Consider the following 24,608-nt stretch of genomic DNA (forward strand, 5'->3'; position numbering starts at 1 on the left):
ATGTAGGGGTGAGAACAGGACGCTCCACTGGAGCAGCGATCACGGCGCTGGCCACATTCCTGGCACGCGTGGCGGGCGCGGGCGCGCAGGAGATCGTCGAACTCCCGGGAGAGGATCGCCGGCTCAAAGCCGACTTCGAGGAAGTGTACCGGGTCGGGGCCGCGGACGGAGAGGAATGGGAGATGTTCTCCGAGATCGTCAACCCGGGCTTCGACGCGAGCGGGAATCTGTACCTGTTCGACCGGCGGGCCAGCCGGATCGTCGTCGTGGATCCAAGCGGACATCTCCTACGCGAGTTCGGGCGCGAGGGGGACGGCCCCGGTGAGTTCAGATCCGCGTTGGCGATGGCCGTCATGCGCGATGGACGGGTCGTCGTCGGCGACGCGGAGCATCGCGCCTACCTGATCTTTGACGCGAACGGGGAATTCGAGCGCCATGTGCGGATGGACGCGGATGCCGGGCACGTCGTGGTTCCCTGGATGTGGCCGGGGCCCGGAGGTGAATCCGTTGTCGTGGGCACGCGGAACGCCGGTGTCTTTACGGTCTATTCGGAGGGCGCTTCGCCCGAGATCAGAAGACCCCCCGCATCGCGTCCGATTGAACGGCTGATCCTCACGGGCGAGGTGGTGACGCGAGAACCTGTTGCGGAGGGTTGGGCACCCCCGCGGACGGCGTCCGCCGTCGGCGAAGGATACAGCCGTCGTGGTTTCGAGCCGGAACTGCATGTAGGAGTACTACCGGGCGGGATGGTCGCGTATTCGGATTCCTCCGCCTATGCCATCAAGATTGCGAGCCGTGAGACCGGGATCTCGCGGATCCTGACCCGACCCGTCTCCCCCGCGCCGGTCACGGAACGGATGAAGCAGGCGGAGAGAGATCGACGCCAGGAATCCCTGGATGAGTTTTTGGGCGGCTTCGGAATCGCGGGGGTGGACATCGCCGGGTCCGGCATGCGAGAAGGGCGGCTCGAGGCGATCCGGGCGCTGGAGTTCTTCGAGGAGATTCCCGTCATCCGATACCTGATGACCAGTTGGAACGGGACGATCTGGGTTCAGCGCTCGGGCGATGGCCCTCGCGCGAGCGGGCCCATCGATGTCCTCACTCCGGACGGCTGCTACGTTGGCAGCTACCCCACGGGAGCGACGGGACTACCGCGCGCGTTCGGACCCGGAGGCCTGGCCGCGTTCGTTGAACGGGATGCCCTCGATGTCCAGACGGTGGTCGTGAGACGAGTCCCACTTCACGAAACGCTTTGCCGTTGAGACGGCGCGGGTCTGACGGACGAGATCAGCGTCCTACCCTACCTTCGCCCGGCAGACCTCGGCGCGAGCCAGAATCGCCTCTTCCAGACGGTTCAGGATCGGATGGTCCAGCCCGTCATTGCGGGCCGCTTGCACGATTCCCGGAAGTCGCCCCGAGATCGCGGCAGCGAGCGATGCGCAGGATTCCAGTACCTCCGACGCCGCCAGCCCCACATCCCTCGCAAGGCGCGCCCAGTGTCTCGCCTGGGTGTACCCCAGCCGGGCTTCGTCCCCGATCTTCATCGCCAACTTGAGCTTCGGTTCGTAGTGGCCGGGGTAGGGCAGCAGGCTGGCCACGTCGTACAGGGGGGCGAGGGACGCGCGGCCGGCGGCGCCGATGAGAAGGGAGAAGTTCTTCGCGTGGGCGTCGGTCCCCCCGATGATCCAGTTCAACGCGAGCGCCCGTACGAAGGTCCGGACATCCCGGCCCGGTCGGCCCGAGTGCCTACGTATGGCCTGAGCGATCTGCCCGCAGCCCGGGCCGCCTTCATTCTCGTACTTCATGGTTGGCGGCAAACCCAGGACCTGACAGAGGTCTTCCTGGTGTACTCTGACCAGATGACCGTCTACCAGGGTGCGGTCGTACCTCTCCACGACGACGGCCGTTTCTGCGCCGAAGCGGCACACCCTTGAACGGGCCGCCGGGATTTCCAGCGACCGGGCCAGGGCCAGGCAGAGGTGTTCGTTCTCGCAGTGTCCCGGGAAGCCGGGAATCGGAGGCTTCAGGATGTGTGTGGTGGGTGTCCTTCCCCGCGGAACACCCCAGCGCTCGTCTTCCAGGAGCAAGGCGGTCTTCGACTGGGCGCCAGCCAGGCTGAACCGGCCGACGTCGCTCGGGAGCCGCCATGCACTCCCGTCCTCGTTCAGGGCGCGCAGGCGCGCCTCGACACCCTCTTCGGTCAGCCATTCGACTTCCCGGGGGCCCGATTCGACCAGGCGCTGCAGGCGTTCCAGCGTGGCCAGTTGAACGCCGCCCGGGCAGTCCTCACCCGTCTCTCGCAACAGGGAGAAGGCGCTGCGCGCGGACACGTGGAACGTTCTCGCCCATCGAGCCAGCACGTTCTCGTTGTCGGGCAGGAGACCCCACAGCCACGGTTCGATCTGGTCATGACCGTACCTCCTGGCTGCGAGAGGCATGGCGAGCGAGAGCGGATAGGCACGCGCCGCCGAGCGCCACGCCTCGTCATAGGCGAACGAGAGCTTCCCTCTCGCGCCGCGCAGCACGTACCCCATGACGCACCCGCTCGCCACCGCGACGAGGCGTTCGCTCACGGGGGGGGATCCCGGTGGGCGTCGACGATGGCGTCGGTGTCGGGCACGGCGATGCCAATGTCCGAGTCGGAGGAGCTCATCCCCCCCGCATCACGGACCGAGATGGACATGTCCAGGGCGGCGAGGGTCTGAAGGACCTTGTCCAGTTCGACGCGTGGTTTTCCGGCCTCGAGGGCGACGACCCACTGCCGGCCGACACCGGCGGCGCGGGCAAGCTCCTGTTGTGTCCAGCCGCGGGAGCGCCGCGCCTTGCGGACTCTGAGGCCGAGTTCGTTCGTTGTGCGCACCTGCATGGCGCATCCTTACGGTGTCGGGTCGCAACGTTCAGGCCGTGTATTGTAGCCGTTCGCCGACATATGTGCGATATCCTCGAACACCGACAACCGTATAATGTCATCGATCGACGACACTGTACGAGCCTGCTGACCACCTTTCCGTCACCCGGACTGCCGAGCGGGCGGTGCAGGGCTGGCGCGGATGCGTGGGGCGAGTGAGCATCCGACCTATGAGAGTGAGCGCGTGGAGGGGACGGTGCGCGGGCCTGGCGCTGGGCATCATGGCGGCGCTGAGCCACGTGACGGCCGACATCGCGGGCCAGGAGTTGCCGCTCGCCCGGACGGACCAAGGCCGGTGGGCGGAGGTCATCGCGGCGTCGCGCGGGAAGCTCGACTCGCTGCGGCGGGCGATGTCCATCCCCGGCCTCTCCATCTCCGTCTCGGTGGAGCGCCGGGTCGTGTGGTCCGAGGGGATGGGCTACGCGGACCTCGAGCTTCGCAGCCCGGCCACCCCGCTCACCCGCTATCGGATCGGGAGCGTCTCCAAGATCCTGACCGCGGCCGGCGTCGCACTCCTTCACCAGCGGGGCGAACTCGACCTGGACGCGCCCGTGCAGGACTACGTCCCCTCCTTCCCCCGAAAGCCGGAAGGTGAGATCACCACGCGCCTCCTGGCCGGACACATGGGCGGGATCCGGCACTATGTGGACATCGAGGCGGAGTACTACCTCACGCGACGCTACGAGACGGTCTTCGAGGCGCTCGAGATCTTCCGGGACGACCCGCTGCTGGCCACGCCCGGAACCGGTTTTTCGTACTCCAGCTACGGCTTCAATCTCATCAGTGCGGTGATCGCGGCGGCTTCGGGACGAGGGTTCCTGCGGTACCTCGACGAGGAAGTCTTCCGGCCGCTCGGGATGCTCCACACGGGTGGAGACCACACCGACAGCCTGGTCGTGAACCGCGCGCGCCCCTACGACCGCGCGGCGGATGGCCATCTCATCAACGCCCGCTACATCGACAACTCCCACAAGTGGGCCGGGGGCGGCTTCCTCTCCACCACGGAGGACCTGCTCCGCTTCGCCCACGCCCACCTCGAGCCGGACCTGTTCCGGCCGGAAACGCTCGAACTGCTGTGGACGCCCCAGCGGACGGTCTCGGGCGAGGAAATCGGAGTCGGGATCGGCTGGCGCCTCTTCCCTCCCGAGATGGTCGGCGGGCGGCGCGCGGTTGGACACGCGGGTGGGGCGATCGGCGGCAACGCCCTGCTCCTGATCTATCCTGATGATGGGGTGGCCGTCGCCGTGGCCGCGAACATCGCGGATATCGGCTATCCGCAGGGGGGCGCGCTTGTCTTCGGGGACGTGATCTTCGAGATCGCCGACCTCTTCATCGAGGCCCGCTGAGCATGCGGATGGAGCCGATCGGATTCGAACCGACGACCTCCTGCTTGCAAAGCGTCGGCCGCGGGCTGTGATTCACGGCAAGAAACCGTCTAAGTTCAACTGGGACTGCACGATCTGCCGTTCTTGCCGCGACATTGGGCTGTATCAATGGTCGACCCATGGCTCTCGATTACTCGATCGGAGACATCAGCGACACGGTCTTCGACTAGAATGGACAGATCCCTCTGGTGACTGAGGCGCCTGCCGGGCTTTCCAAGCGTAGCCGTCGCACATAGCTGATGTCGAAGGTGCCCAGGACAACGGCGTGGACTTCGCCCGCCGCACCGATGTGCACCGCCCGTACTTGCTCAGGTACTGCGACGGCACCCCGGTAGCGGCCGCAGTTGTCGAAGAGATCCCAAGTTGAGAGGTCTTCGCCTGCGTGCTCCTCCGGTTCTCGCCGCACCCACAGCCATCCCTCGGGTGATACGTCGAGCGCCGCCAGCACCGGCTTGTACTCCACCTGCTTGCCGGCGACGCCCGGCACGGGCGGGGGCGAACCCAGTTCGACGGTACGGATCGTGTCGCCCGCGAACGTGATCTCGTGGAGTCGGTACGCCGACTTGTGTGCGGACCACAGCACGCCCCCGGGCCCGATTCCCCAAATCACCCCTGGGTCCCGCGGGTGCTGCATCGTCATTTGAATCGATACGTTGCCTCTTGCCGACTCTCTTGTCTCTCCCTCCGATATCGGCATCGTCTCGATGACCAGCGTGTCTCCGGTCACGGTTTCATACTCGTCGGATAGTCGTAACCGAGCCGCCCACGCATACTGCTCCATGGGTGCCCCGCGATCCACGTCGGCGTGGGATGTATAGCTGGTCAATTCCAGGTACACGGTAGAGTGCCCCGGACCCGCTTCGGCGGCGACAACCCTGACCCTTGGGTCGATCGGCCGCCCCGGCACCATGGCCGATCTCATAACGACCCGGTCCAACTCGTTTCCGAGCGAATCCAGCGCGAGCCGCTGCAGCCCGTCGCTGACCCACAAGCGGTTGGGCGCCTCCCATACGACGCTGTTTGTACGTCCAGAATACCGCTTCTCCCCAGGTCCGCCCCCCTCGCGAGCCATACGCCTGAGGTATCGTCCCTGGTGATCAAAGACGCGGACCTCCCTCCACCCGCCATCGACCACATAGATGTTGCCCCGCGCGTCGACGGCTATGTCATGGAGATCGCCGAAGATATCCGGCCCGGAGCCCTCGGATTTGCCCAGTCGCAGGGTCTCGAGTAGTTCCCATGCCTCGGCGTCACCCCCACGCCGGGGGGACGTGTTCCGCACAAGAACGCGTCCCCCCTCCAGCGTGTCCACGCTCGGACTGGGCGGTGGGTCCGGCGATTGCGCAGGAGCTGAGTGGGGGACGGCCACGAGACCCCCGGCCAGTAGCGCGCCCCTTACGATCCACCCCATACGTCGCCTATTGGACGTTCGTGAAGCACGAACCTTCAACGCGAACCCGCCACACGCCTCCACCAAGATAGAAGCAAGACACTTCGCGAACCCGGAAAGTCCAATGGAGCCGATCGGATTCGAACCGACGACCTCCTGCTTGCAAAGCAGGCGCTCTCCCAACTGAGCTACGGCCCCTCGAAACTGGCGGGGCGTGAGGCGCCCCGGAGCGCTGAAGGATGCGCCGCGGGCGAGCCATGCGCCAGTTTTGCCGGAGGTCTCCCGCTTCCCGGGACGTCCCGGCGCTTCAGCCCAGGCAGAGAGAGGTGCGACGTCACCCCGTGTTCCAGAGTTTCGAGTCGAAACCGTTGAAGAGCATGGAATCATCCCCCGTCGGCGTGATCACGAGCAGGGCTCGCATGGCGCGCGTGGCGGCGACGAAGATCGTGCGCCGCTCACGGATGAGGAGGTCGGGCTGCGCCTCGTCGTCCACCCCGGTCGGGAGATCCGGGTAGGTGGACCCGATGAATCCGGCCACGGCCACCACCGGAAACTCCAGCCCCTTCGCCGCACGCAGGGGGAGGACCTGCACCGTGTTGTCGTCGAACTCGAAGTTGCGTGAGTTCTGGAAGACGGCCGGGACGCCACGCTTCTCGAGCGCCTCGGCGATCCTCCGTCCGTCGCTCGAGTGCGGCACGAGCACGGCGCTCGACCCCACGGTGAAGTGGAGGTCGCGCGTGGCGCCTCTCAAGTACCGGGCCAGGAGGTCGGCCTCGTCGTCAACATCGTCCATTGCCCGGACAACCGGCAGCGGGCCCGAGTGGACATACCGCTGCGGGTCGGGAGCGAGGTCTTCGGCGAGCTCGGCCGCCAGGTAATCGCGGGCGCCTTCGATGATCTGTTCCGTCGAACGGTGGGTGGCAGTAAGGGTCTCGACACGGCCCCCGACGCCCGCGACGGTCCGGTGCCTGAGCACGTCGTCCCACGAGAAGCTCGCCGTATGGATCGACTGGTTCTCGTCCGCCGCGGCAAAGAGGCGGTTCGGCTCCGCGCAGAGTTCGAGCAGCAACCGGATCGCGGACGCCCCGAGATCCTGCAGTTCGTCCACGATCACGGCGTCGTAGGGCCGCACCGGACACCCGCCCGAAGCCGCGAGAGACGCGGCGCTCGCCCGCGCCTGCTGCCACGTTCGGCACCCCGCCTCGGCGAGTGCCCGCTCGTACGCCTCGTGCGCCGCCCACACGACCCGCCGGGCCGCTTCATCCAGCGGCACACGTCGGCCAGGGCGGGGCTCCGCCGATCTCTCGCTTGTCCTCCGGCTCGGGTCGGCGCAGGAGCGCACCCGACGCCGTGAGCACCTGCCATGCCAGGCTGTCCACTGTCCGAACGTCCACGAGACGCGCGTCATCGCCGAGCAGGGATTCCAGCAGCTCCCCGGCGAACGTACCCAGCGCCTTCGTGAAGGTCGCGAACAGGATTCGGGGCTCGGGGTGGCCCAGCTCCCTCAAGGCCCGGATCATCTCCCGCGCGCGGTAGAGGGCGACCGTCGTCTTCCCCGTCCCGGGTCCACCCTTCAGAAGGGTCGGGCCGGCGGCGTCCGGCGTCCACGCGACGTGTCTCTCCTGTTCCGGATGAAGCTTCAGCAGGAACGGGACGAGCTCTCCCTGCGCGTAGCGGAGCAGGTCGTCCACCCCGCCCGTTGCGACGTAGGTGGGTTCCGCGTCGACCAGAGCGAGCGGCTTCTCGAACATGTGACCGTCAATCGCCAGCAGATGATGGTCCGGGACCCCGGGACAGCCGAGCAGAGCCTCCTGCGAGTCAACCTCCGTCAGGCGAGCGTGATACTGCGGCGGTACGTCCAAGGCCTTGAGCAGAGCCTCCGTCACGGTCTCGGGAAGCGGCGTGACCTCCTCCCGAGGCTCCGCCGGCTGCATCCACCGCGGGATCGGCGCGACGTCGGCCGCAGTTGGGCCCGCCAGATCAAAGGTTCCGTGGGAAAAGCTCTCGTCGGCAGGCGTCGAGTCGTACGTGTCGTCGGAACGGAGGCGCACGGAATAGAGGCTGACGGACGTCTCATCGAAGGCATAGATCACGCGGTAGTCGCCGCTTCGGAGGCGATGAAACGCCGCCCACTCGCCCTTCATCCGCTTTCGAACCTTCGCGTCGGCCTCGGGGTGGACCGCGAGAGTCGAGATCTTGTTCATGACCCGGGCCACCTGCGTGTTCGGAAGCCGCCGGAGGTCCTTCGCGAAGCTCGGCTTGAAGGAGATGGTCCGCACCGAGGGTTTCGAGACGGCGGATCTCAAGGGGAACTTGCCCTTTGCCACCGTTTCTGACCTGAATCCCGGCCTCTGATCATCGATGTCCCCCCGCACTGACCCGGTTCGTGCCGGGCACAATAGTAGCGTCTTGCGACGGTTCGGGTTTCACGTCTACGCTCTGTTGAAGACGCAGGCAGCCCAAGCTCCGGAAGGCCGGTCGGCCATGGCGGAATCTCGCAGATCGTTCCTGAAGCAGTCTGCCGCGACGGTGGCCGCCGTTTCCTTGACCGGCTGTGCTCCCGGGGCGGGCCGCGGGGCGGCGGCGGAGGTTGAGGGGGGCACCGTCGTCCTCCCCGCCGAGACCCTCCGGGCCGTCGCCGAAGCCGTTCTTCCCGCCGAACTGGGCAACGACGGTCGCGAACGGGCCGTCGGCGCCTTCGAGCGGTGGTCCGAGGGGCTGGAACCCGTCGCCGAACTCGGCCACCCGTACCTGGTGCCGGAGATCCGGTATTCGGGGCCGGATCCGCGACCGGGGTGGGCGGCGCAGCTGCAGGGTCTCGAGAAGGAGTGCCGGAGTCGCCACGGGGTGTCTCTCTCCGACATCGACGTGCCCGACCGCCGGAAGCTGCTCGCGCGACCGCTCGGACAAGCTGGACCCGGCCTGGGAGCGCCCGCGAATGCGGACCACGTCGCGCTGGCCCTCATGGCGCACTTCTTCGACTCGCCGACCGCGACCGACCTGTGCTACGGGCGGGCCATCAGGAAGGTGCGGTGCCGGACACTGGACGGGACCGAAGACGAACCCAAGCCACTGGGAGCGGCACAGGGAGGCGCACCGTGACGCGCGTCGTCGAGAGCGACATCTGCATCATCGGCGGCGGGATCAGCGCCGCCATGGTGGCGGAACGGCTCGCAGAGCGGACCACGGCAACCATCACCGTGGTCGAGGCGGGAGAGCGGACGGCGTCCCTCCAGGAACGGTCCCGGACCCGGGCGCGGATGCTGGCGTACGGCGAGAACCCCTGGCCGAACGACCATATCCCCGGCCAGACCGGCACCGGCGCCATGTACAGTTCCATGGTCGTGGGCGGATCGGCGATGCACTGGGGCGGCGCGACCCCGCGCTATTCCCCGGAGGACTTCCGCCTCAAGTCCCTGTACGGGGTGGGCTTCGACTGGCCCATCTCGTGGGACGACGTGGAGCCGTACTACCAGGAGGCCGAGGAGCGGATCGGCGTGGCGGGCGAGCCGGGTCCCCCCGAATACGACCCGCGCTCGAACCCCTACCCCATGCCTCCGCTGCCGCTGTCGTACAACCTCGCACGCATGCGGGAGTGGACCGAGAAGACGGAGATCCCCTTCTGGACGCAGCCCTGGGCGCGCAACACGGAGCCCTATCAGGGGCGCAACGTCTGCCGGCGGTGTGACACCTGCTCCGTCTGCCCGACGGGGGCCAAGTACACGCCCGACTTCGCCTTCGACCGGCTGCTGGCGGACGGGCGCATCGACCTGATCACGCGCACCCTGGTCCGGCGCCTGACTCTGGAACCGGATTCGGACCGGATCGCCTTCGCCGAAGCGGTCGACCGGGACGCGCCCGATGAGCCCGTCGAGTTCCGCGCGGGCACCTTCGTGCTCGCCGGTGGCCACGCCTGGAGCCCCCACCTACTCCTGCTCTCGGCCAACAGCCGCTTCCCGGACGGCCTCGCCAACCGCACCGGGAACGTGGGGCGGTACATGACGGGACACTGGTACGTCAGCGGCTTCATCAACCTGCCAATGCGGCTCTATCCCGGGATCTTCGTCTACAACAGCCTCCTGTCCCACCGCTTCGCCAGTCCGGGACCGCTGGACCGCTACGTGCGCCACGACCTTCGGCTGTGGGAGTCGGCCGTCGGCCGCACCGCGAGGCTCATGGACGAGGACGGGCGGCTCCTGTGGGGCGACGAGGTCATGGCCGACTGGAGGGCCCGCACCGAGTCCGAGTCCACCGCGCGCATCCGGGCCTACTACGACCTGCTCCCCGACCGGGAGAGCCGCCTGACTCTGAACCCCGGATCCACGAACGCGCTGGGCGACCCGATGCCCCGGATCGACTTCCGTCCGGCTCAGGAGAGCATCGAACTCGGGCGCCATACGTACGACACGATCACGGGACGCTTCGAGGAACTGGCCCGCGCGGCCGGGGGCGCCATGAGGAGCACCGGGGCGCCATCCGAGTTGTGGGAGCATCCGGGCGGCGGGTGCCGGATGGGCGACGATCCGGCCACGAGCGTGGTGGATCGCCGGGGCCGCGCCCACGACCACGAGAACCTCTTCGTGGCGGGCGCGCCGACCATCGTCTCCAGCGGCTGCGCCAATGGGACGCTGACCTTCTGCGCCCTCTCCCTCATGGCCGCCGAGGAGATGGGGAAGGAACTGCCCTCCGCCTGAGGGCCGACCTCCCAGGCCCCCTTACGGCCGCTTTTCTCCCGCGGTCACGGGGAAGCGGAGGTAGTTCTCCGGAGGCGGCAGACTGCAGACTGAGTACGGGGTGAAGGCGCACGGCGCGTTGTAGGCCCGGTTGAAGTCGATCGTCGTCCAGCCGTCGTCGTCCGGGAGCGGCGCTCGCATGTAGCGGCCCGCCTGATAGGTGTCGGTGACGGCGGTCGAGTCCCAAAGGCTGATGAAGTAGGAGCGACTCGAGGCCGTCGCGAAGGCCATCAGACGGTGCTCGCCGCCGCTCGCCCGAAAGACCAAGTCGCCGGGGGCGGTGTTCTCGAGGGTCCCGCCCCTCACGTCGGCCAGAGACACGGCGCGCGGCTCCAGATAGGGCTCGAAGCGGGCCGTCACTCGCCACTCGTTCCGAATCGGGAAATACTCGGGAAGCTCGAAGGCCTCGAGGCGTGGGGCATCGGTGTCCCAGACGCGTAGCCACAACCGCTCCGTCCCCGGCTCCGCGTGGACCCGCATGCCGAGTGAGCCCAACGCCAGCCGGACAGTGCCCTCACTCCGGTCGTCCGGCAGCGGGATCGGTGCCGTGACGGGCTCGCCGACCGCACCGGACTCACGGTCCCTCAGACGCAGGCCACTCCCGGCCTCCGGAACGAGACGGACCGTCCCACCTTCGAGGTGCAGGGTTCCGGCGAGGGGTGGCGCATCCTCTTCGGGGAGGACGATAGCCGTCGACGGATCGGAGCCGAACGTGTTCGCACCCTCGGCAAGTTCGAAGAGCCCGTCCCAGCTGATGACGCCCGCATTGGGGTTCGCGAGGCTGTTTCGGCGCCCGTCGCGCCATTCCTCGTACTCGATCATCAGGATGTCGGGTTCGACCGGAGGCGGATCGGGCCACGCCTCGCCGACGCAGCCCGCCACCACGGCACCGAGCGCCGCGACCACCAGCACGGGACCGCCCCCGGCGGATCGCGCCTTCTGGACACGACGCCGCTTGCCGGCAAAGCCGGTCAACCCCTCGCCGTTCTCATGTCGCTAGCATGCGCCCGGCACCCGGGTTTGTGCAACCGCGCGGCAGCGACTCCGAGGCTGCTGCGCGCTTGCTGGTGGCGCGACGTAGAGGGGGGCAGGCAAGAGTTCTTCGTTAGCCGAGATGCAAGGAAAAGAAAACCCCGCTTCACTTTCTTAGCGGCGCGCCGAGAGGGCGTAAGCAAAAGTTTCTTCGTTAGTCGAGACGCAAGGAAAAGAAACCCCGCTTCGCTTTTCTTAGCGGCGCGCCGAGAGAGCGTAAGCAAAAGTTTCTTCGTTAGTCGAGACGCAAGGAAAGCGAACGGCGAAAAATCTTGCTAAACGGAAGCTGCCTCAAGATTATTGGAGCAACTCAACGCAAATCGAGGAAGACCAGAACCCGTTGGGATCACGAAAATGAGACGCGAAGCGACAGGCACCTACGACACTACCGTAGCCGGCGGGGAGACCGTGCGGGCCTTCACCCCCATGGCTCTGCCACCCTCGCCGGACATCGACCTTCGGGAGGGACTGCGGCAACCGTTCGAGGCGGCGGCCGCCGCGCTGGGGCGACTCGATGCGGTGACCGAGCTTCTTCCGGATACCGCCTACTTCGTGTACGGATACGTGCGGAAGGAAGCCGTGCTCTCCTCCCAGATCGAAGGCACGCAGTCTTCCCTTTCCGACCTCATGCTGCACGAAGCGGGAGGGGTACCCGGTGTTCTACGGGACGATGTCGTAGAGACATCAAATTACGTAGCTGCGTTGTATCACGGGATTCGGCGTCTGCGCGACGACTTCCCGCTCTCGAATCGCCTCATGCGAGAGATGCACACCAAGCTACTCGCGAGCGGTCGCGGGGCAGCAATGATGCCTGGTGAGTTCCGGCGATCGCAGAACTGGATCGGGGGCTCGCGTCCCGGCAACGCGGCTTTCGTTCCTCCGCCGCCGAATCGTGTGGAAGAGTGCATGGCCGCGCTCGAGCGGTTCATCCACGCGACGGACGACGACCTGCCGGCGCTCGTCAGGGCGGGGCTCACCCATGTGCAGTTCGAGACGATACACCCCTTTCTTGACGGAAACGGACGGTTGGGTCGCCTCCTGATCACTCTAATGTTGTGTGATGCGGGGCTCCTGCGTGAACCTCTGCTATATCTCAGTCTCTACTTCAAGCGGCATCGGAACACCTACTACGAGCTTCTCAACGAAGTGCGACACACGGGCGACTGGGAGGCGTGGCTGCGCTTCTTTCTCGAAGGCGTGCACGAAGTGGCGGAGGGTGCCGTTGCGACCGCCCGATCCGCACTTGGCCTGGTTGCGGCCAACCGTGCCCGGATCCAGGAGGGACGACGAGCAAGTTCGGCTCTGCGGGTGCATCGGGCGATGGTGGAACGCCCCGTCGACAGCATCAACGGACTCGCCGAGCGAACGGGTCTCTCCGGTCCGACGGTCGCAGCCGCGTTGAAGTTGCTCCAGGGGTTGGGGTTCGTTAGCGAGGTCACGGGGCGACAGCGGGGCAAGATCTTCGCCTACGACACCTATCTCGGCGTGCTGAGAGAGGGGACGGAGGAACCTCCGGGATAGGGTACGCGATTGCCTGCTGCCGACGATTAGCCCTAGGGGACGAGCGCCTCCAGGGCGTCCGGGTCGCGGGGGAGCGCCGCGGTCAGGACTTCGGCCCCGTTCTCCGTGACCAAGATGACTTCTTCCACAAACACCGAGACACCGAGGTCGTGGTTGTAGTACCACGGCTCGACCGTGAACACCATGCCGGGCGCGAGCGGTTCGTCGAGAAGCGCGGGATCTCCCGAAGAAAGCCCGATATGGTGGCCGAAGAAGGAGGGGGTCTGCATGTACGGCTCCTCCTCGTCCGGGATCGCGTCGTAGGCCACCTCCGTGAGTTCGCGCAGGGTGACGCCGGGGCGCACGGCGGCGATGATGGCCTCCGCCGCCCGCGTGCTCACGAGGAGCTTCTCCCGCTGGATCTCCGTGAACGTCCCGTTGGCCGGGAAGGTGCGTCCGACGTCGCTCACGTAACCGTTGACCTCGCACCCCACGTCGAGGATGACGAGATCGCCGTCCTGCAGGGCGCGGTTGCGGCGGTCGTAGTGGGCCGCGAGCACCCGCCACGGCCACAGGCTGTTGGGACCCGACTTGACGATGGGGGTGAAGGGGATGGACTGGGAGCCCACCTCCCGGCAGGCGCGCTCGAACTCGCCCTGCAGGGTGCGCTCGTCGACCCCCGGCCGAACGAGCGCGGCGGCGGCCCGGATTCCGGCCATCGTCGCGGCGGCCGCGCGCCGCATTCGCATGATCTCGGCAGGCGACTTCACCATCCGGAGCCGGGCGATGATGTCGAAGGCGTTGACGATCTCGACTTCGGGATGGTCATCCCGGAGGCGTCGGATCAGGGACGCCGTGGGGTCGAGACTCCCGATCAGCGGCACGGCCGGGTTCGGCACGGGACCCGATGAGCCGGCGTTGACCCGGAGGAGGGGGCTCGAGCCCAGGCGCTCGCGAAGGAAGCCCTCGAGTTCGGCGATGTCCCGATAGTCGTCGGCCCCGCCGATGCCGCGGAGTTGGTAGTCGTCCAGCAGCGGACGGCCCGGAAAGTCGTTTCGCCGCCCCGGGTTCTCGAAGCGCGGATCCCGCTGCGGCATGAAGAGGGTCGCGAGACCACGCTCCGCGTCCAGCACCAGCATCGACTGGACGACCTCCAGACCGGTCAGATACCAGAAGTCCTCGAGTTGCCGGAACGTCTCCCCGTGCGTGAGGCCATCCGAGGAGGGGACGAGGAGGAGGCCGCCCCCCGTGGCGCGCAGGCCGTCGATGATCCGGTTGCGGCGAAACTCGTACTCCTGCGGACGGAACCCGGGCCGGGCCCAGTCACCGTACCGCTGCTCCGGCGTCTGCGCCGAAAGCCGGACGGGATCTCCGCTGACAACCGCCACGGCAGCGAGCAGCGAAGCCGCGAGCAGGCTGCGCCCGAGCCGCCGGGTCCTCACCGAGAAGACGGGGCCGGAACTCAGAGTCGCCACACAACCAGCCACTGGACCGCACTTTCTGTCACGTTGGTCCCCAGCTTGTTGCGCCAGTACTGGTATTCGATCCCGGTCATGAGGCGGCCGCCGCCGCCGCCCAGCGCCCGGCCCACGTCCACCGTCAGCTGCGGCTGCGCGAGGATCCAGCCCAGGTCGTCGTTGCCGAGTTCGGTCGTCACCCCGCTGATGTACTCCGCGTGGCCCGTGAAGGTGAACGTCTGCCCCAGCATCTCCCACGTGGCGAGCCAGTTCACGTCGAACATGAACCCGTCACTCGTGCTCGGGGCGCCACCGCCGTCGAGCCCGCTGCTCGCGTCGATCATGCGGGCGAATTCCGTGTTGAGGAAGATGAACCCCGGGATGTCCCACGACACCCGGACGCCCGGCGTGTATTTGAGAACCTTCGCCTGCGCGCCGTAGTTCACGCCGCCCAGCAGGGCGAAGTCGCGGATCGGCCCGAACCCCACCCGGCTCCCGGTGATCTTGCCGAGGCTGAGCGTAGGATACCACTCCCCGTACAGGTCCTTCTCGTTGAACCCGTCGTTCCCCCCGTCCGCGGCGTAGTCGAAGAAGAGGAAGTGATCGCCCCACGCCCACTGCGCGGCGGACTGGAAGGTGACGACGACCGTCCCGTCGCTGGTTTCCGCGAAGGGGTTCACCAGGCTGCCCATCTGGAGGTGGAACTCCGTCTGTCCGGCCGCGGCCCCCGGCGCGGCGAGGAGGAACCCGACTGCGGCCAGCCGTCTGGTCAGCTTCATTCAGCCTCTCGATCCAGGAGGGTCACGGGGCTCACGGGTCGGGAGGTTACAGCCAGATGAACTTCGCGGCGAACACGAGCGCCACCACGAGCAGCATCGGCGAGCAGTCGCGCCAGCGGCCCGCCAGCACCTTGATCGCCACGTAGGTGATGAAGCCGAGCCCGATCCCGTCGGCGATCGAGTAGGTGAGCGGGATGGCGATCGCGGTCACCACCGCCGCGGCGGACTCCGTGACATCGTCCCATTCCACGTCCTTCAGGGCGCGGGCCATGAGGCAGGCGACATACAGGATGGCCGCGGCCGTCGCGAAGGGAGGGATCGATTCGGCCAGCGGCGCGAGGAAGAGACAGAGGAGAAACAGGCCGGCCACGACGACGGAGGTCAGACCGGTGCGGCCGCCCGCCCCGACGCCGGCGGCGCTCTCGATGTAGCTGGTCACCGACGAGGTCCCGAGCAGTGTGCCCGCCACCGTCCCGGTCGAGTCGGCCAGCAGCGCCCGCTGGATGCGCGGCAACCGCCCGTCCTCGTCGAGGAGGTCGGCCTGCTGCGCGACGCCGATCAGCGTGCCGGCCGTATCGAAGAGATCGACGATGAGGAAGGTGAGGATGACCGCGATCATCCCCGCCTGAAACGCCCCGGCGATGTCGAGCGCGAACAGCGTGGGCCTGGGATCCGGCGGCAGCGACGCCACGCCGTGCCATTCCGAGACGCCCAGAATGAGGCCGACCACCGTCACGCCGAGCATCCCGATGATCGCTGCGCCCGGAACCCGCCGCGCCGAAAGCGCCGCGATCGCGCTGAAGCCGAGCAGGGCGAGCACGGCCGGCGGCGCCGTCAGTTCCCCGACCGTGACGAGCGTCGCCGGACTGCCCTCGATGATGCCGGCGTTCCGCAGCGCGATCACGCCGAGGAAGAAGCCGATGCCGGCCGAGATGGCCAGCTTCTGCCCCCGCGGGATCGCATCGATGATCCACCGCCGCACCGGCAGCAGGCTCAGGGTGACGAACAGTACGCCGGACACGAACACGGCCCCGAGCGCGACCTCCCACTCGTAGCCCATTCCGAGCACGACGCCGTAGGTGAAGAAGGCGTTCAGCCCCATCCCCGGCGCGAGCGCGATCGGGTAGTTGGCGTACAGCCCCATCACCAGAGTGGCGAACGCCGCCGCGAGACAGGTCGCGACGAACACGGCGCCGAACGGCATGCCGGCCTCGGAGAGGATCTGCGGATTGACGAAGGCGATGTAGACCATCGTCAGGAAGGTCGTGACCCCCGCCGTCACCTCCGTCCGCACGTCGGAGCCGCGCTCCGAAAGCCTGAACCAGCGTTCCAGTTTCTCCGTCATCGGCTCGACTCCTGGTGGGCTCGCATTCTTGATCCTGCGAAGCGCCGCCCGATCACGCTACGCATGCCGGGATCCTCAGCTACGAAAGCACTGGGCATAGAGCCCCTCGACCCGGCCCACCTCGTCGGGCGAGAGTCGACGGAACTCCCGGCTGCGCGCCCGCTTCGACAGCGTTCCACGGTTCTGCCGCAGAAACGTGGTAAGGAGCGCGATCGTCCGCTCCGGCATGTCCGCGACTTGCTGCTGAACCAGTCGCGAGAAATCGTCGTACGCCTCCAGATATTCGACTTCGCCGGGAAGATCGCGGGTCACGGTCTCCGCCACGCACGCGTAGAGGAACTCGGCCTGCTCCGTGGCATCGAAGAACCGATAGTAGTCGACCGTCTCATTGAGTACTTCGACGTTTCCCCGACGGGTAGGGCGCCACTCGACCAGGGGCAGAACCTGTGCGGAGTAGCTGGACAGGACCTCCCTGTACTCCGCGATCCGCCTCAGCATTGGGACGCTCACCGGAAACATGAGATTCGGCGGGTTGTAGCCCGCGCGGGCCAGCACATGATGGACCAGCCACCTGTGAAGGCGTCCGTTGCCATCCTCGAAGGGATGGATGTATACGAAGCCGAACGAGAGGGCGGCCGCCACCACGACGGGATCGACGGACATTTCCTCCGTCCCTCGGGCGTACTCGACGACCCCCTTCATCAACTCGGGCAGGTCGCGCGCGCGGGCGCTCACATGTGCCGGGATCGGATCCTGCGTCTGCCGGTCGCGCTCGCCGATCCACCCGCCCTCGGTCCGCAAACCCAACTGTACGAACCTGGAGTCGCCGATCACCGTCTTCTGAAGGCGTACAAGCTCATCGAGGGTAAGGTCGCGCAGGCCCGCCGCACCGATCGCCTGGCCCCACCGCAGGGCCCGATCCTGCGGCGGACGCTCACCCTCGATCTGAAAGGACGCCCGGCTGTCTTCGAGGAGGAGGAACGCGGCGGCGCGCCCGACGATGTCCGGGCGGGTCCGGCCGATCACCTCTCGAGCCTTCTCATCGAGACGCATCTCCACATGGCGATCGAGTTCGGGGGTCCGCCGAACCAGCGGGCAGAACCGCCGTGTGCCGGGCAGGTTGTTCCGGACGCGATGGCGCCGTGAGAGAGGGCCACTCTCCGGCGCGAACTGCTGCTTCGGATTCAGGACCGGCACGGCCTTCACCTTGTCCCCGTCCGGGAGGTCCAGGCGCGCGTCCATCAGCCATTCGTACAGGAACCATATCCGGCGGGCGTAGACGCCCGTTGGCGTCTCACACACCATACGTACGACTTCGACCGTATCGATCTTCCGGAAGAGCGCCAGCAGGACGCCGAGGCTCACGCCCTCCCACTTCAGCGCGAACTCGAGCTGTCCCTGGAGGCTCTCATCGGGGGCCCGGCCCGGGGGGAGCATCCGCCACTCGCGCGTGGAGGAGGGACGATGGCGCTCGGCGATAGCCGTCAAGCGCGGAGGCGGCGGGACCCGGAGATCGTGCCGGAGGATGAGCGCCGCGTAGCCCGCAGGCGTCCCGGGTTCGGGGAGGACGCGTCCCCGAATGTTCAAGCTGGAGACCAGTTGATGCATGGGTCGCCCGATCGCTGGCGAGAAAACCTTCACAAGTCGCCAAGAATAAATCACAGAGTGAGTTCAGATGTGTAAAACTCTCACAGATGGGTTCGTGACGCAAATATCAATTACGCACCGGCCGTGGTCAGGCGCCTGTGACACCCTCCCGCATCGGGACGAGTTCGTTCGGCCCGGTAAAGTGCAGGCCAACGGTGACCCGGCCGGCCATGCTCGCGGCGGCGGCCCGGTAGATATCCGCCTGGATCGTATAGCCGCGGGCCACACGCGGGGCCTGGGCGGCCGAGATGGGGTGCGTCTTGAAGTCGATCACCAGCGCGTCGAGCCGCTCGTCGAGGTCGAGCCCGCGGGCCAGCCGCTCGGGCGCGGGGCCCGTGAGCCGCCGGTAGAGGTCGAACGCGCCGAAGCGCCAGTCACGCGCGCCTTCCAGGTGCGTGAAGGTGAGTTCCTTCCAGTAGTCGCGGCCGAGTGCGCCCTCCGTGTACCAGGCCCACTCCTCGCTCGCGGCCACCCGGCGGATCTCCTCCTCCAGCTGCTCGCGGTACTCGCTCCCGGGACGAAGCATGTGTTCGAGTTCCGGCTCGTCGAGCGAACCGATCGTCTCCTCGACGACGCGGGCGATCTCGGCCTCCGCCTCCAGCCGCTCGAGCACGCCGTGGATGATCTGGCCCCGGACCGTGGCGGGGAGCCCCGCCTCCTCCCTCGACGACGCGGGCGCGAAGTGCCACGGGGCGAGCACCCCGTGCTCGTATCGGCGGGCCCACTCTTCCGGCTCCTCGTCCCGCAGCATGAGTTCGGTGGCCGAGCGGGTCCAGCGAAGCGGAGGCGCGGCGAGAGGGCGGATCAGCGCCGGTGGCGCCGCCACCTCGTACCGGTTCAGCCATTGAAGCGTCGGGGGCCGGCCGGTCTGCGGGGCAGCCTGTACATTTACGTCGCTTCGCGCCTCGGCCCCGCCGCGCGCGAGCCATTTATCGTAGCCCTTCTCCCCACCCAGCGGTCCCACGATGACGAGACGGTCCCGGGCCCGCGTCGCCGCCACGTACAGGAGGCGAGCCTCCTCCGCCGTCGACTCGAGTTCTTCGCGGCGGACGATCCGGTTGCCGCGCTCTCCCCGTTCGGACGCCTTGAGACAGAAGAGAGGGCCGAGTTCGGGGTCCGCCCAGTACTCGTTCGAGCGCAGAGTCCAGAGTTTCCTGTCGACTCCGGTTATGAGGACGACCGGCCACTCCAGCCCCTTGGCCTGATGGATCGTCGACAGCGTGACGACGTCGTCTTCCTTGGAATAGAGCGGGGCCTGCGGGAGTCCGACATCACGGTTCGTCGACCGGTCCCAGACCTGGAAGAAGGTGGAGAGATCGTGCGCGCGGTGGGACTCCGCGAAGTGGATGAGACCCTGGAGGTTCCCGAGAATCTCCTCCGCCCCTTCCATCAACAGCACGTGCAGCCGGTATCCGGTGCGTTCGAGCAACTCCTCGATGACTTCGTCGAGAGCGAGCCTCGGCGCGAGCTGGCGCAGGTCGTCGAGGACCGAGAGCCCTTCCTCCAGCGCCCGCCGTTCAATCGGGGTCAGTTGCGGGTGATCGGGAGCTTCCGGCCACTCCCCTTCCGCCAGCCACCGCTTCGCCTGGCGGAGGAGAGGGCCGCCGCGCTGGAGCATGCGGATGCGGGCGATCGTCTCGTCCCGGAGCCCGACGAAGGGCGAGCGCAGGTAGCCGAAGGCGCGCACGTCGTCCCGCTCGTTCTGGAGCAGCCGCAGCGCGTTGAGCACATCGAGGATCTCCTGACGCTGGCCGAGGTGCGTCATGCCGGAGACGAAGTGGGGGATGCCGTAGCGCTTGAGCGCCGTCTCCATGTGCGTGAGCCCGGTGCGGGCGCGGTAAAGAAGCGCGACGTCGCGGAAGGCCAGCGGACGAAGTTCGCCCGTGTCCGGATCCCGGATCTCGACGCGGCCCACCGAGTCGAGGATCCACGACGCGATGTGTACGGCCTCGGCTTCCCGCTGCTCTGCGGCCCGTCCCTTCGGTACCCCGACCCACTCGACGCCGGTCTGGGCGTGGTCGGGGATCCCGGCCACGAGTTCCGCGTAGTCGATCCGGCTCGCGGGGCGTTCGTCAGCGAGTTCGTTCCCCGTTTCCTCCATCGCCACCCCGCTCACAACGTTCACGAAGTCGACGATCGGAGGGGCGCTGCGGAAGTTCCGCGGCAGATCGAGGACCTGGCCCTCCTCCGCGAAGTCGGCGGCGACGGCGTTCCACACCGATATGTCGGCGCCGCGGAAGCGGTAGATGCTCTGCTTCGGATCCCCCACGAGAAAGAGCTGGGGACGGTCCACCCCGCGCGCGATGGCGAAGGCGATGTCGCGCTGCGTGAAGTCGGTATCCTGGAACTCGTCGATGATCAGCATCCGGTAGCGGTCGCGGATCGCGGCCAGGGCGGCGCCCCCGGACGGGCCCAGGAGGAGATCGGACGCCCCCAGGACGAGGCTGTCGAAGTCGCGCTGGTTCTCTTCCTCCAGCCAGGCGTCCCAGCGGATGCGCGCCTCGAGCGCGAGCTCAACCAGCTGTGAGCAGATGGTCAGCGCCTCCTCGTCCCGCTCCTCGAACTCCGCGCACGCGGCCGCCAGCGCGGAAAGGTCGAGCACGGAAGGGCGAGCCTCGACGGCTGCGGGAAAGAGGTCGAGGAAATCGCCCGACGCCGGTTCGGGATCCGTTTCCTCGACGGGCGGCGTGTCGCGGGGCAGCCACTTCGCGTACCGCGCCTCCCGCCAGCGGAGGTCGCGCAGCACGTCCCGCACGTGATCGATGGCGCCCTTGGTGTGCGCCGAGCCCGTGAGCTTCAGCCGGCGGACGATCGCCTGTGTGGTCGGGTCCTCCTCATCGAGCTTCTCCAGAAGCAGCGCCTTGATGAGTTCGTCCTGCTCGGCTGACGCTCCGTCTTCATCGAGGATCTCGAAGGTGGGATCGATCCCCAGGCGCAGGGCGTGTTCGCGGAGCAGTTCGCCGCAGAACGAATGGATGGTGCCGACGGAGGCCCGGTCGATTTCCCAGCGCAGTTCGTCACCGCGCGGAGACGCCTCGATCCGCCGCCGAAGCTGCCGCTTGAGGTCGTAGGCCGCCTTCTCCGTGAAGGTGATGGCGGCGATCTCGTCCAGTCGGCAGGGGTCGGCCGGGGGCTCGAGCGGTTCGCCCGTCTCCTCGCTGACACCGAAGGGGAGGCCGAGGCGCCACATGATCTTGCCGACCACGGTCGTCGTCTTGCCCGTGCCCGCGTTCGCCACCAGCAGCGTATCGTCCTCGGACCGGATCGCGCGCACCTGCTCGGGGGTCCACAGGAGCTCAGCCATCGGCGACCTCCCCGGAGTCGTCGAAGCGATGGCCCTCGCGGAGTCGCGCGCTGTTGCGCCGGATCTCGAGTTCGGGATCCCAGGATTTCCAGCCGCCCTTCCGAGAGGCGACGGCCTCGAAGCAGCCGCTCCGCACCCGGCCGGGGATGGAGAGCGCCAGCGAGAGAGCCCGCTCGTAACTGGGCGTACCGAACTTGACCAGGCCTCCGTTCTGGGGGCTCCCCGGGCGCTTGATCGACCGGTAGCGGCTGGAGCCCATCTCGTAGCCCCGATCGGCCAATATCTGAGCGTAGAGCACGCCCTGGAGGGCGGTCGCGTCGTCGAAGTCCGGTGCGCCCGGGGTCTTGCCGCTCTTGTAGTCGAGCACGTGGTGAACCCCGGCCCCCTCCCCGCTCCGGTCCACCCGGTCTATGCGGCCGCACAGACGCAGGCGTGAGGCCCGCCCGCGCACGTCCTCGCCGTCGAGGAACGTGACCTCGTCGTCGAAGCCGAAGCCCACCTCCGTCTCGACGGGGCGCTCGCCCTTCTTCGCCATGTGCTCCAGTTCCCAGGCGATGTAGCCGTGGACCGCCCTCACGATCCCCTCCCGGGTCTGTTCCCAGAGGGAGGCGACGCCGAGCCACTCTCCTTCCTCCTCTCGCCTGGCGCAGACCTCCCGGGAGATCTCCGCGAGGCGCTTCTCGGCGGGACCCGCAAGGGATAGAGGGAGTCGGTCCTTGAACTCGTTGTAGAAGCGATCGAGGATCTCGTGCGCGACGCTCCCGAAGGCGAGGGGTGTGGTCTCTTCCTCCGCTTCCTCAACCCCTTCGAGCCAGAGCACGCGGTCCATGAGGAAAGTGAAGGGCGCCCGGGCGTAGGCTTCGAGCTTGCTCGCCGACCACCGGTAGTCCTCGCCGAAACGGCGCCCCAGTTCCCCAAGCACCTCCGGATCGCGCAGGTGACCGTTCCACGGGTTGGGTCGATATGCGGGGTGCAGGGCCGGCGTGAGACTCGATGCCTGAGCCTGCAGGAGGAACCCGGGGTAGCGGTCGAGCCCCGGCCCGCGGTGAGCCTCGGCCGCCGCCGCCACGATGGCCCGCGCGATGCGTCCGGGGCGGGCGGGCGCAATCAGGGTCCGCCGCGCCGTGTCCGAGCCTCCCAGCGCCCGGTGCAGCGCGAAGGCGGCGCGCTCGTCGGCCTCGACCGGCGTGAGAGGCTCGCGGTCGTCCGAGGGACGGCGGACGCGGGGCAGTTCTACGCTGTTATCGTGCTCCGGGACCATGAGCGACGGGAGGAGAGGCGTGCCGCCCGCGTCCGTCGTCCGGTAGCTGATCCACACCGCGCCCGTCTGCTGCGTCACCGCGCGCCACAGTCCCCGCTCCCGCCGCAGGGTCTCGTCCCGGTACGCGACCGGAAGCCCGAGTGCGGCGAGACGGCGGCGTTCGATGTCGGTGAACACGCCCGTGGCACCTGTCGTGCGGGGGAACTCGCGGTCGTTGGCATGCACGACGAAGGTGTGGGCGAAGGGGACCAGCGCCGCGTCGTGCGCTTCGAGAACCTGGACCCCCTTCTGCCCCGGGGTGGAGAGGACGAGCTCGTTCGCCTGCAGGAGCTTCCTCAGGAGCGCGTGCCACGCCGCCGGCTCGAGAGGGTCGTCGGCGTGCTCGAGGCCCCGCCACTCCCCCAGCAGGCGTTCGAGGAGGTGGATGCCCCGCTGGTCGGCGCGCACGACTTCCCACCGTTCCTCGACGGGATCGCACACCCGCCGCCTCAGTCGGAAGACGCCGCGATCCTTCCTCAGGAGGTCGAGCGTGATGTCGATCCAGTCAGCCTCGGGGCGGGCCTTGCCCAGGGGTTCGAGCACCTCGCGCATGGCCTCGAAGGCCTCGATGTCCTTTTCCACCCGGTCGGCGAAGAGTCCGCGGCCGCGGATTTCGCGCGCTTTGTCGTCCACGAGCTTCTTGAGCCGTTCGAGGCTCTCCCCCCATGCGCCCAGCCCCACGACCCGCCGGTTCGCCGCGACCGCGTCGACGCTGCGCAGGTCCATGCGGGTGTCGAAGTAGGGGTGTTCGAGGACGGCGCGCAGGGCGCGGTAGTCCCAGTTCCGCGCTGCTCCCCGCAGGATGAGGAGGAGCGCCTTGAGCGCCGGGATCTCGACCAGCGGGGACCGGATGCGGGCGCTGGCGGGGACACCGGCGCGAATCAGTGCCCGGAACGCGCGGTGGGTGTTGTCGCGGCCGGATCGCGCCACGACGGCGACCTGATGCGGTTCGGCCGCCCCCGCGGACAGAATCTCCTTGACCTGCCGCGCGACCCAGGTCATCTCGCGCGCGGCATCCGGGACCGGCTGCACCTGCGGGGGACGGACTTCGGCGGCGTCGTCGGGACCGCCGATCAGCTCCGTGCGGGCCGCCAGCGCATCGAAGAAGGGGTCCGGCTCGGACTCCAGCGGGAGGTAGAGACGGACCTCCACCTCCTCCTGCCGGGCGAGCGCCGTGAGCATGCGGCGGCGCGTGCGCGGACTCGCGATGCTGTAGACGTGAAGTTCCCGGGCGCCCCCGATGGCCGCGGGCAGCCCGCCCGCCTCGATCCGCTCGGCGATGTGGGCGTTGACCGAACGCGAGTCCAGAAGGCCGCGTTTCCGAAGCGAGTCCAGATACGCGCGGTAGACGGCGACGACCCATTCGTTGCGCCGCAGGGCGAAGTCGTCGCCGCCCAGCCGGCCCAGCGCCCGCGCCAGTTCGTCCGGCGAGACGCCTTCCGGCAGCAGGTCGCCGAGCAGCGCGTCGAGCATGTGTCCGCGGATCACGCCGTCCCCCCGGCCGGGCTCCCTGCCGAGGATCCGGCGGCCGAGCCGGGCCGCGTGCCGGCTCACGAGGCGACGACGCGTGAGCAGGCCGACCGGCCTGTCCCGGATCCCGAACCGTTCGGTCAGCTCCCCGAACAGCGTGACGGGCGGGTCGAGCCAGCCGGGCCGGCCGCGCGCATGCGCCGCTTCGTACAGGAGGTCACGCAGGTTCCGGTGGTTGAGCCAGATCCACGCATCAGAACTGGTCGGCGACGCGGCTCCCGCGAGGAAACGGTCGGCGCACGCCTCCCAGAGCGGAGCCGCAGCCGGCGCGCGAACTACGGTGACCGGCACGCGTCAG

At 68.0% G+C, this 24,608-nt stretch carries 18 protein-coding genes and 1 tRNA gene; 6 read left to right on the forward strand and 13 right to left on the reverse strand.

All coding sequences use genetic code 11. From position 1 onward, the window contains the following. The first annotated feature begins 8 nt into the window (after window positions 1-8). On the forward strand, window positions 9-1,262 hold the full coding sequence (locus ACOOHF_RS03970) for a 6-bladed beta-propeller (protein WP_420463466.1): 1,254 nt from the start codon (window positions 9-11) through the stop codon (window positions 1,260-1,262). A 33-nt stretch (window positions 1,263-1,295) separates the two neighbouring features. Here ACOOHF_RS03970 and ACOOHF_RS03975 read toward each other — a convergent pair whose 3' ends face one another. Then, the gene (locus ACOOHF_RS03975) at window positions 1,296-2,573 is read right to left on the reverse strand and encodes a type II toxin-antitoxin system HipA family toxin (RefSeq protein ID WP_420463467.1); all 1,278 of its coding nucleotides are present in this window, start codon (window positions 2,571-2,573) and stop codon (window positions 1,296-1,298) included. Then, complete coding sequence (locus ACOOHF_RS03980) at window positions 2,570-2,866, reverse strand: helix-turn-helix transcriptional regulator (RefSeq protein ID WP_420463468.1); 297 nt, start codon at window positions 2,864-2,866, stop codon at window positions 2,570-2,572. Before ACOOHF_RS03980 ends, ACOOHF_RS03975 begins: the two co-directional genes overlap by 4 nt. 197 nt (window positions 2,867-3,063) lie before the next feature. On the opposite strand from ACOOHF_RS03980, the gene ACOOHF_RS03985 reads away from it, so the two are divergent. Further along, window positions 3,064-4,254, forward strand: coding sequence for a serine hydrolase domain-containing protein (locus ACOOHF_RS03985; protein ID WP_420463469.1), 1,191 nt, complete (start codon window positions 3,064-3,066; stop codon window positions 4,252-4,254). Between the two features lie 205 nt (window positions 4,255-4,459). Here the strand turns inward: ACOOHF_RS03985 and ACOOHF_RS03990 are convergent, their stop codons facing one another. Then, window positions 4,460-5,284 carry a hypothetical protein gene (locus ACOOHF_RS03990; protein ID WP_420463470.1) on the reverse strand — a complete coding sequence of 275 codons (825 nt, stop codon included), beginning with the start codon at window positions 5,282-5,284 and terminating at the stop codon, window positions 4,460-4,462. 102 nt (window positions 5,285-5,386) lie between these two features. Here ACOOHF_RS03990 and ACOOHF_RS03995 point away from each other — a divergent pair, with 102 nt between their 5' ends. Next, window positions 5,387-5,527: a hypothetical protein gene (locus ACOOHF_RS03995; RefSeq protein WP_420463471.1), complete on the forward strand. Its 141-nt coding sequence runs from the start codon at window positions 5,387-5,389 to the stop codon at window positions 5,525-5,527. A gap of 281 nt (window positions 5,528-5,808) precedes the next feature. On the opposite strand, the gene ACOOHF_RS04000 is transcribed toward ACOOHF_RS03995, so the two are convergent. The 3 genes from ACOOHF_RS04000 to ACOOHF_RS04010 all read right to left on the reverse strand — a co-directional run bounded on the left by ACOOHF_RS04000 (window position 5,809) and on the right by ACOOHF_RS04010 (window position 7,989). After that, window positions 5,809-5,881: transfer RNA gene (locus tag ACOOHF_RS04000), tRNA-Ala, on the reverse strand. 136 nt (window positions 5,882-6,017) lie between these two features. Then, window positions 6,018-6,956 (reverse strand): 3'-5' exonuclease, encoded by a 939-nt coding sequence (locus tag ACOOHF_RS04005; RefSeq protein ID WP_420463472.1) that lies wholly within the window; start codon window positions 6,954-6,956, stop codon window positions 6,018-6,020. Continuing rightward, the gene (locus tag ACOOHF_RS04010) at window positions 6,943-7,989 is read right to left on the reverse strand and encodes a UvrD-helicase domain-containing protein (RefSeq protein WP_420463473.1); all 1,047 of its coding nucleotides are present in this window, start codon (window positions 7,987-7,989) and stop codon (window positions 6,943-6,945) included. Before ACOOHF_RS04010 ends, ACOOHF_RS04005 begins: the two co-directional genes overlap by 14 nt. A gap of 178 nt (window positions 7,990-8,167) precedes the next feature. On the opposite strand from ACOOHF_RS04010, the gene ACOOHF_RS04015 reads away from it, so the two are divergent. Beyond that, window positions 8,168-8,785, forward strand: coding sequence for a twin-arginine translocation signal domain-containing protein (locus tag ACOOHF_RS04015; protein ID WP_420463474.1), 618 nt, complete (start codon window positions 8,168-8,170; stop codon window positions 8,783-8,785). Then, the gene (locus ACOOHF_RS04020; RefSeq protein WP_420463475.1) at window positions 8,782-10,377 is read left to right on the forward strand and encodes a GMC oxidoreductase; all 1,596 of its coding nucleotides are present in this window, start codon (window positions 8,782-8,784) and stop codon (window positions 10,375-10,377) included. The genes ACOOHF_RS04015 and ACOOHF_RS04020 overlap by 4 nt, the downstream gene beginning before the upstream one ends. Window positions 10,378-10,398: 21 nt before the next feature. Here the strand turns inward: ACOOHF_RS04020 and ACOOHF_RS04025 are convergent, their stop codons facing one another. Further along, window positions 10,399-11,391: a DUF1684 domain-containing protein gene (locus ACOOHF_RS04025; RefSeq protein ID WP_420463476.1), complete on the reverse strand. Its 993-nt coding sequence runs from the start codon at window positions 11,389-11,391 to the stop codon at window positions 10,399-10,401. A gap of 411 nt (window positions 11,392-11,802) precedes the next feature. On the opposite strand from ACOOHF_RS04025, the gene ACOOHF_RS04030 reads away from it, so the two are divergent. Next, on the forward strand, window positions 11,803-12,969 hold the full coding sequence (locus tag ACOOHF_RS04030) for a Fic family protein (RefSeq protein ID WP_420463477.1): 1,167 nt from the start codon (window positions 11,803-11,805) through the stop codon (window positions 12,967-12,969). 32 nt (window positions 12,970-13,001) lie between these two features. Here the strand turns inward: ACOOHF_RS04030 and ACOOHF_RS04035 are convergent, their stop codons facing one another. The 6 genes from ACOOHF_RS04035 to ACOOHF_RS04060 all read right to left on the reverse strand — a co-directional run bounded on the left by ACOOHF_RS04035 (window position 13,002) and on the right by ACOOHF_RS04060 (window position 24,601). Then, window positions 13,002-14,423, reverse strand: a complete 1,422-nt coding sequence (locus tag ACOOHF_RS04035) for an aminopeptidase P N-terminal domain-containing protein (RefSeq protein WP_420463478.1) — start codon at window positions 14,421-14,423, stop codon at window positions 13,002-13,004. Then, window positions 14,411-15,184, reverse strand: coding sequence for a nucleoside-binding protein (locus tag ACOOHF_RS04040; RefSeq protein WP_420463479.1), 774 nt, complete (start codon window positions 15,182-15,184; stop codon window positions 14,411-14,413). The genes ACOOHF_RS04035 and ACOOHF_RS04040 overlap by 13 nt, the downstream gene beginning before the upstream one ends. 46 nt (window positions 15,185-15,230) lie before the next feature. Next, entirely contained in the window at window positions 15,231-16,529 is a 1,299-nt protein-coding gene (locus ACOOHF_RS04045; RefSeq protein ID WP_420463480.1) for an NCS2 family permease, read from the reverse strand. Between the two features lie 75 nt (window positions 16,530-16,604). Next, window positions 16,605-18,116 (reverse strand): Fic family protein, encoded by a 1,512-nt coding sequence (locus ACOOHF_RS04050; protein WP_420463481.1) that lies wholly within the window; start codon window positions 18,114-18,116, stop codon window positions 16,605-16,607. 148 nt (window positions 18,117-18,264) lie between these two features. After that, entirely contained in the window at window positions 18,265-21,480 is a 3,216-nt protein-coding gene (locus ACOOHF_RS04055) for a UvrD-helicase domain-containing protein (RefSeq protein ID WP_420463482.1), read from the reverse strand. Further along, window positions 21,473-24,601 carry a PD-(D/E)XK nuclease family protein gene (locus ACOOHF_RS04060; protein WP_420463483.1) on the reverse strand — a complete coding sequence of 1,043 codons (3,129 nt, stop codon included), beginning with the start codon at window positions 24,599-24,601 and terminating at the stop codon, window positions 21,473-21,475. Before ACOOHF_RS04060 ends, ACOOHF_RS04055 begins: the two co-directional genes overlap by 8 nt. Window positions 24,602-24,608 lie beyond the last annotated feature (7 nt).

It is taken from the genome of Candidatus Palauibacter sp. (assembly GCF_965216145.1).
Classification (GTDB): domain Bacteria; phylum Gemmatimonadota; class Gemmatimonadetes; order Palauibacterales; family Palauibacteraceae; genus Palauibacter.

Bases quoted from the DNA above. Each gene is read 5' to 3' on its own strand.
- ACOOHF_RS04055 (WP_420463482.1), bottom strand. From the start codon at position 21,480: ATGGCTGAGCTCCTGTGGACCCCCGAGCAGGTGCGCGCGATCCGGTCC.
- ACOOHF_RS04015 (WP_420463474.1), top strand. From the start codon at position 8,168: ATGGCGGAATCTCGCAGATCGTTCCTGAAGCAGTCTGCCGCGACGGTG.
- ACOOHF_RS03980 (WP_420463468.1), bottom strand. From the start codon at position 2,866: ATGCAGGTGCGCACAACGAACGAACTCGGCCTCAGAGTCCGCAAGGCG.
- ACOOHF_RS04045 (WP_420463480.1), bottom strand. From the start codon at position 16,529: ATGACGGAGAAACTGGAACGCTGGTTCAGGCTTTCGGAGCGCGGCTCC.
- ACOOHF_RS04040 (WP_420463479.1), bottom strand. From the start codon at position 15,184: ATGAAGCTGACCAGACGGCTGGCCGCAGTCGGGTTCCTCCTCGCCGCG.
- ACOOHF_RS04030 (WP_420463477.1), top strand. From the start codon at position 11,803: ATGAGACGCGAAGCGACAGGCACCTACGACACTACCGTAGCCGGCGGG.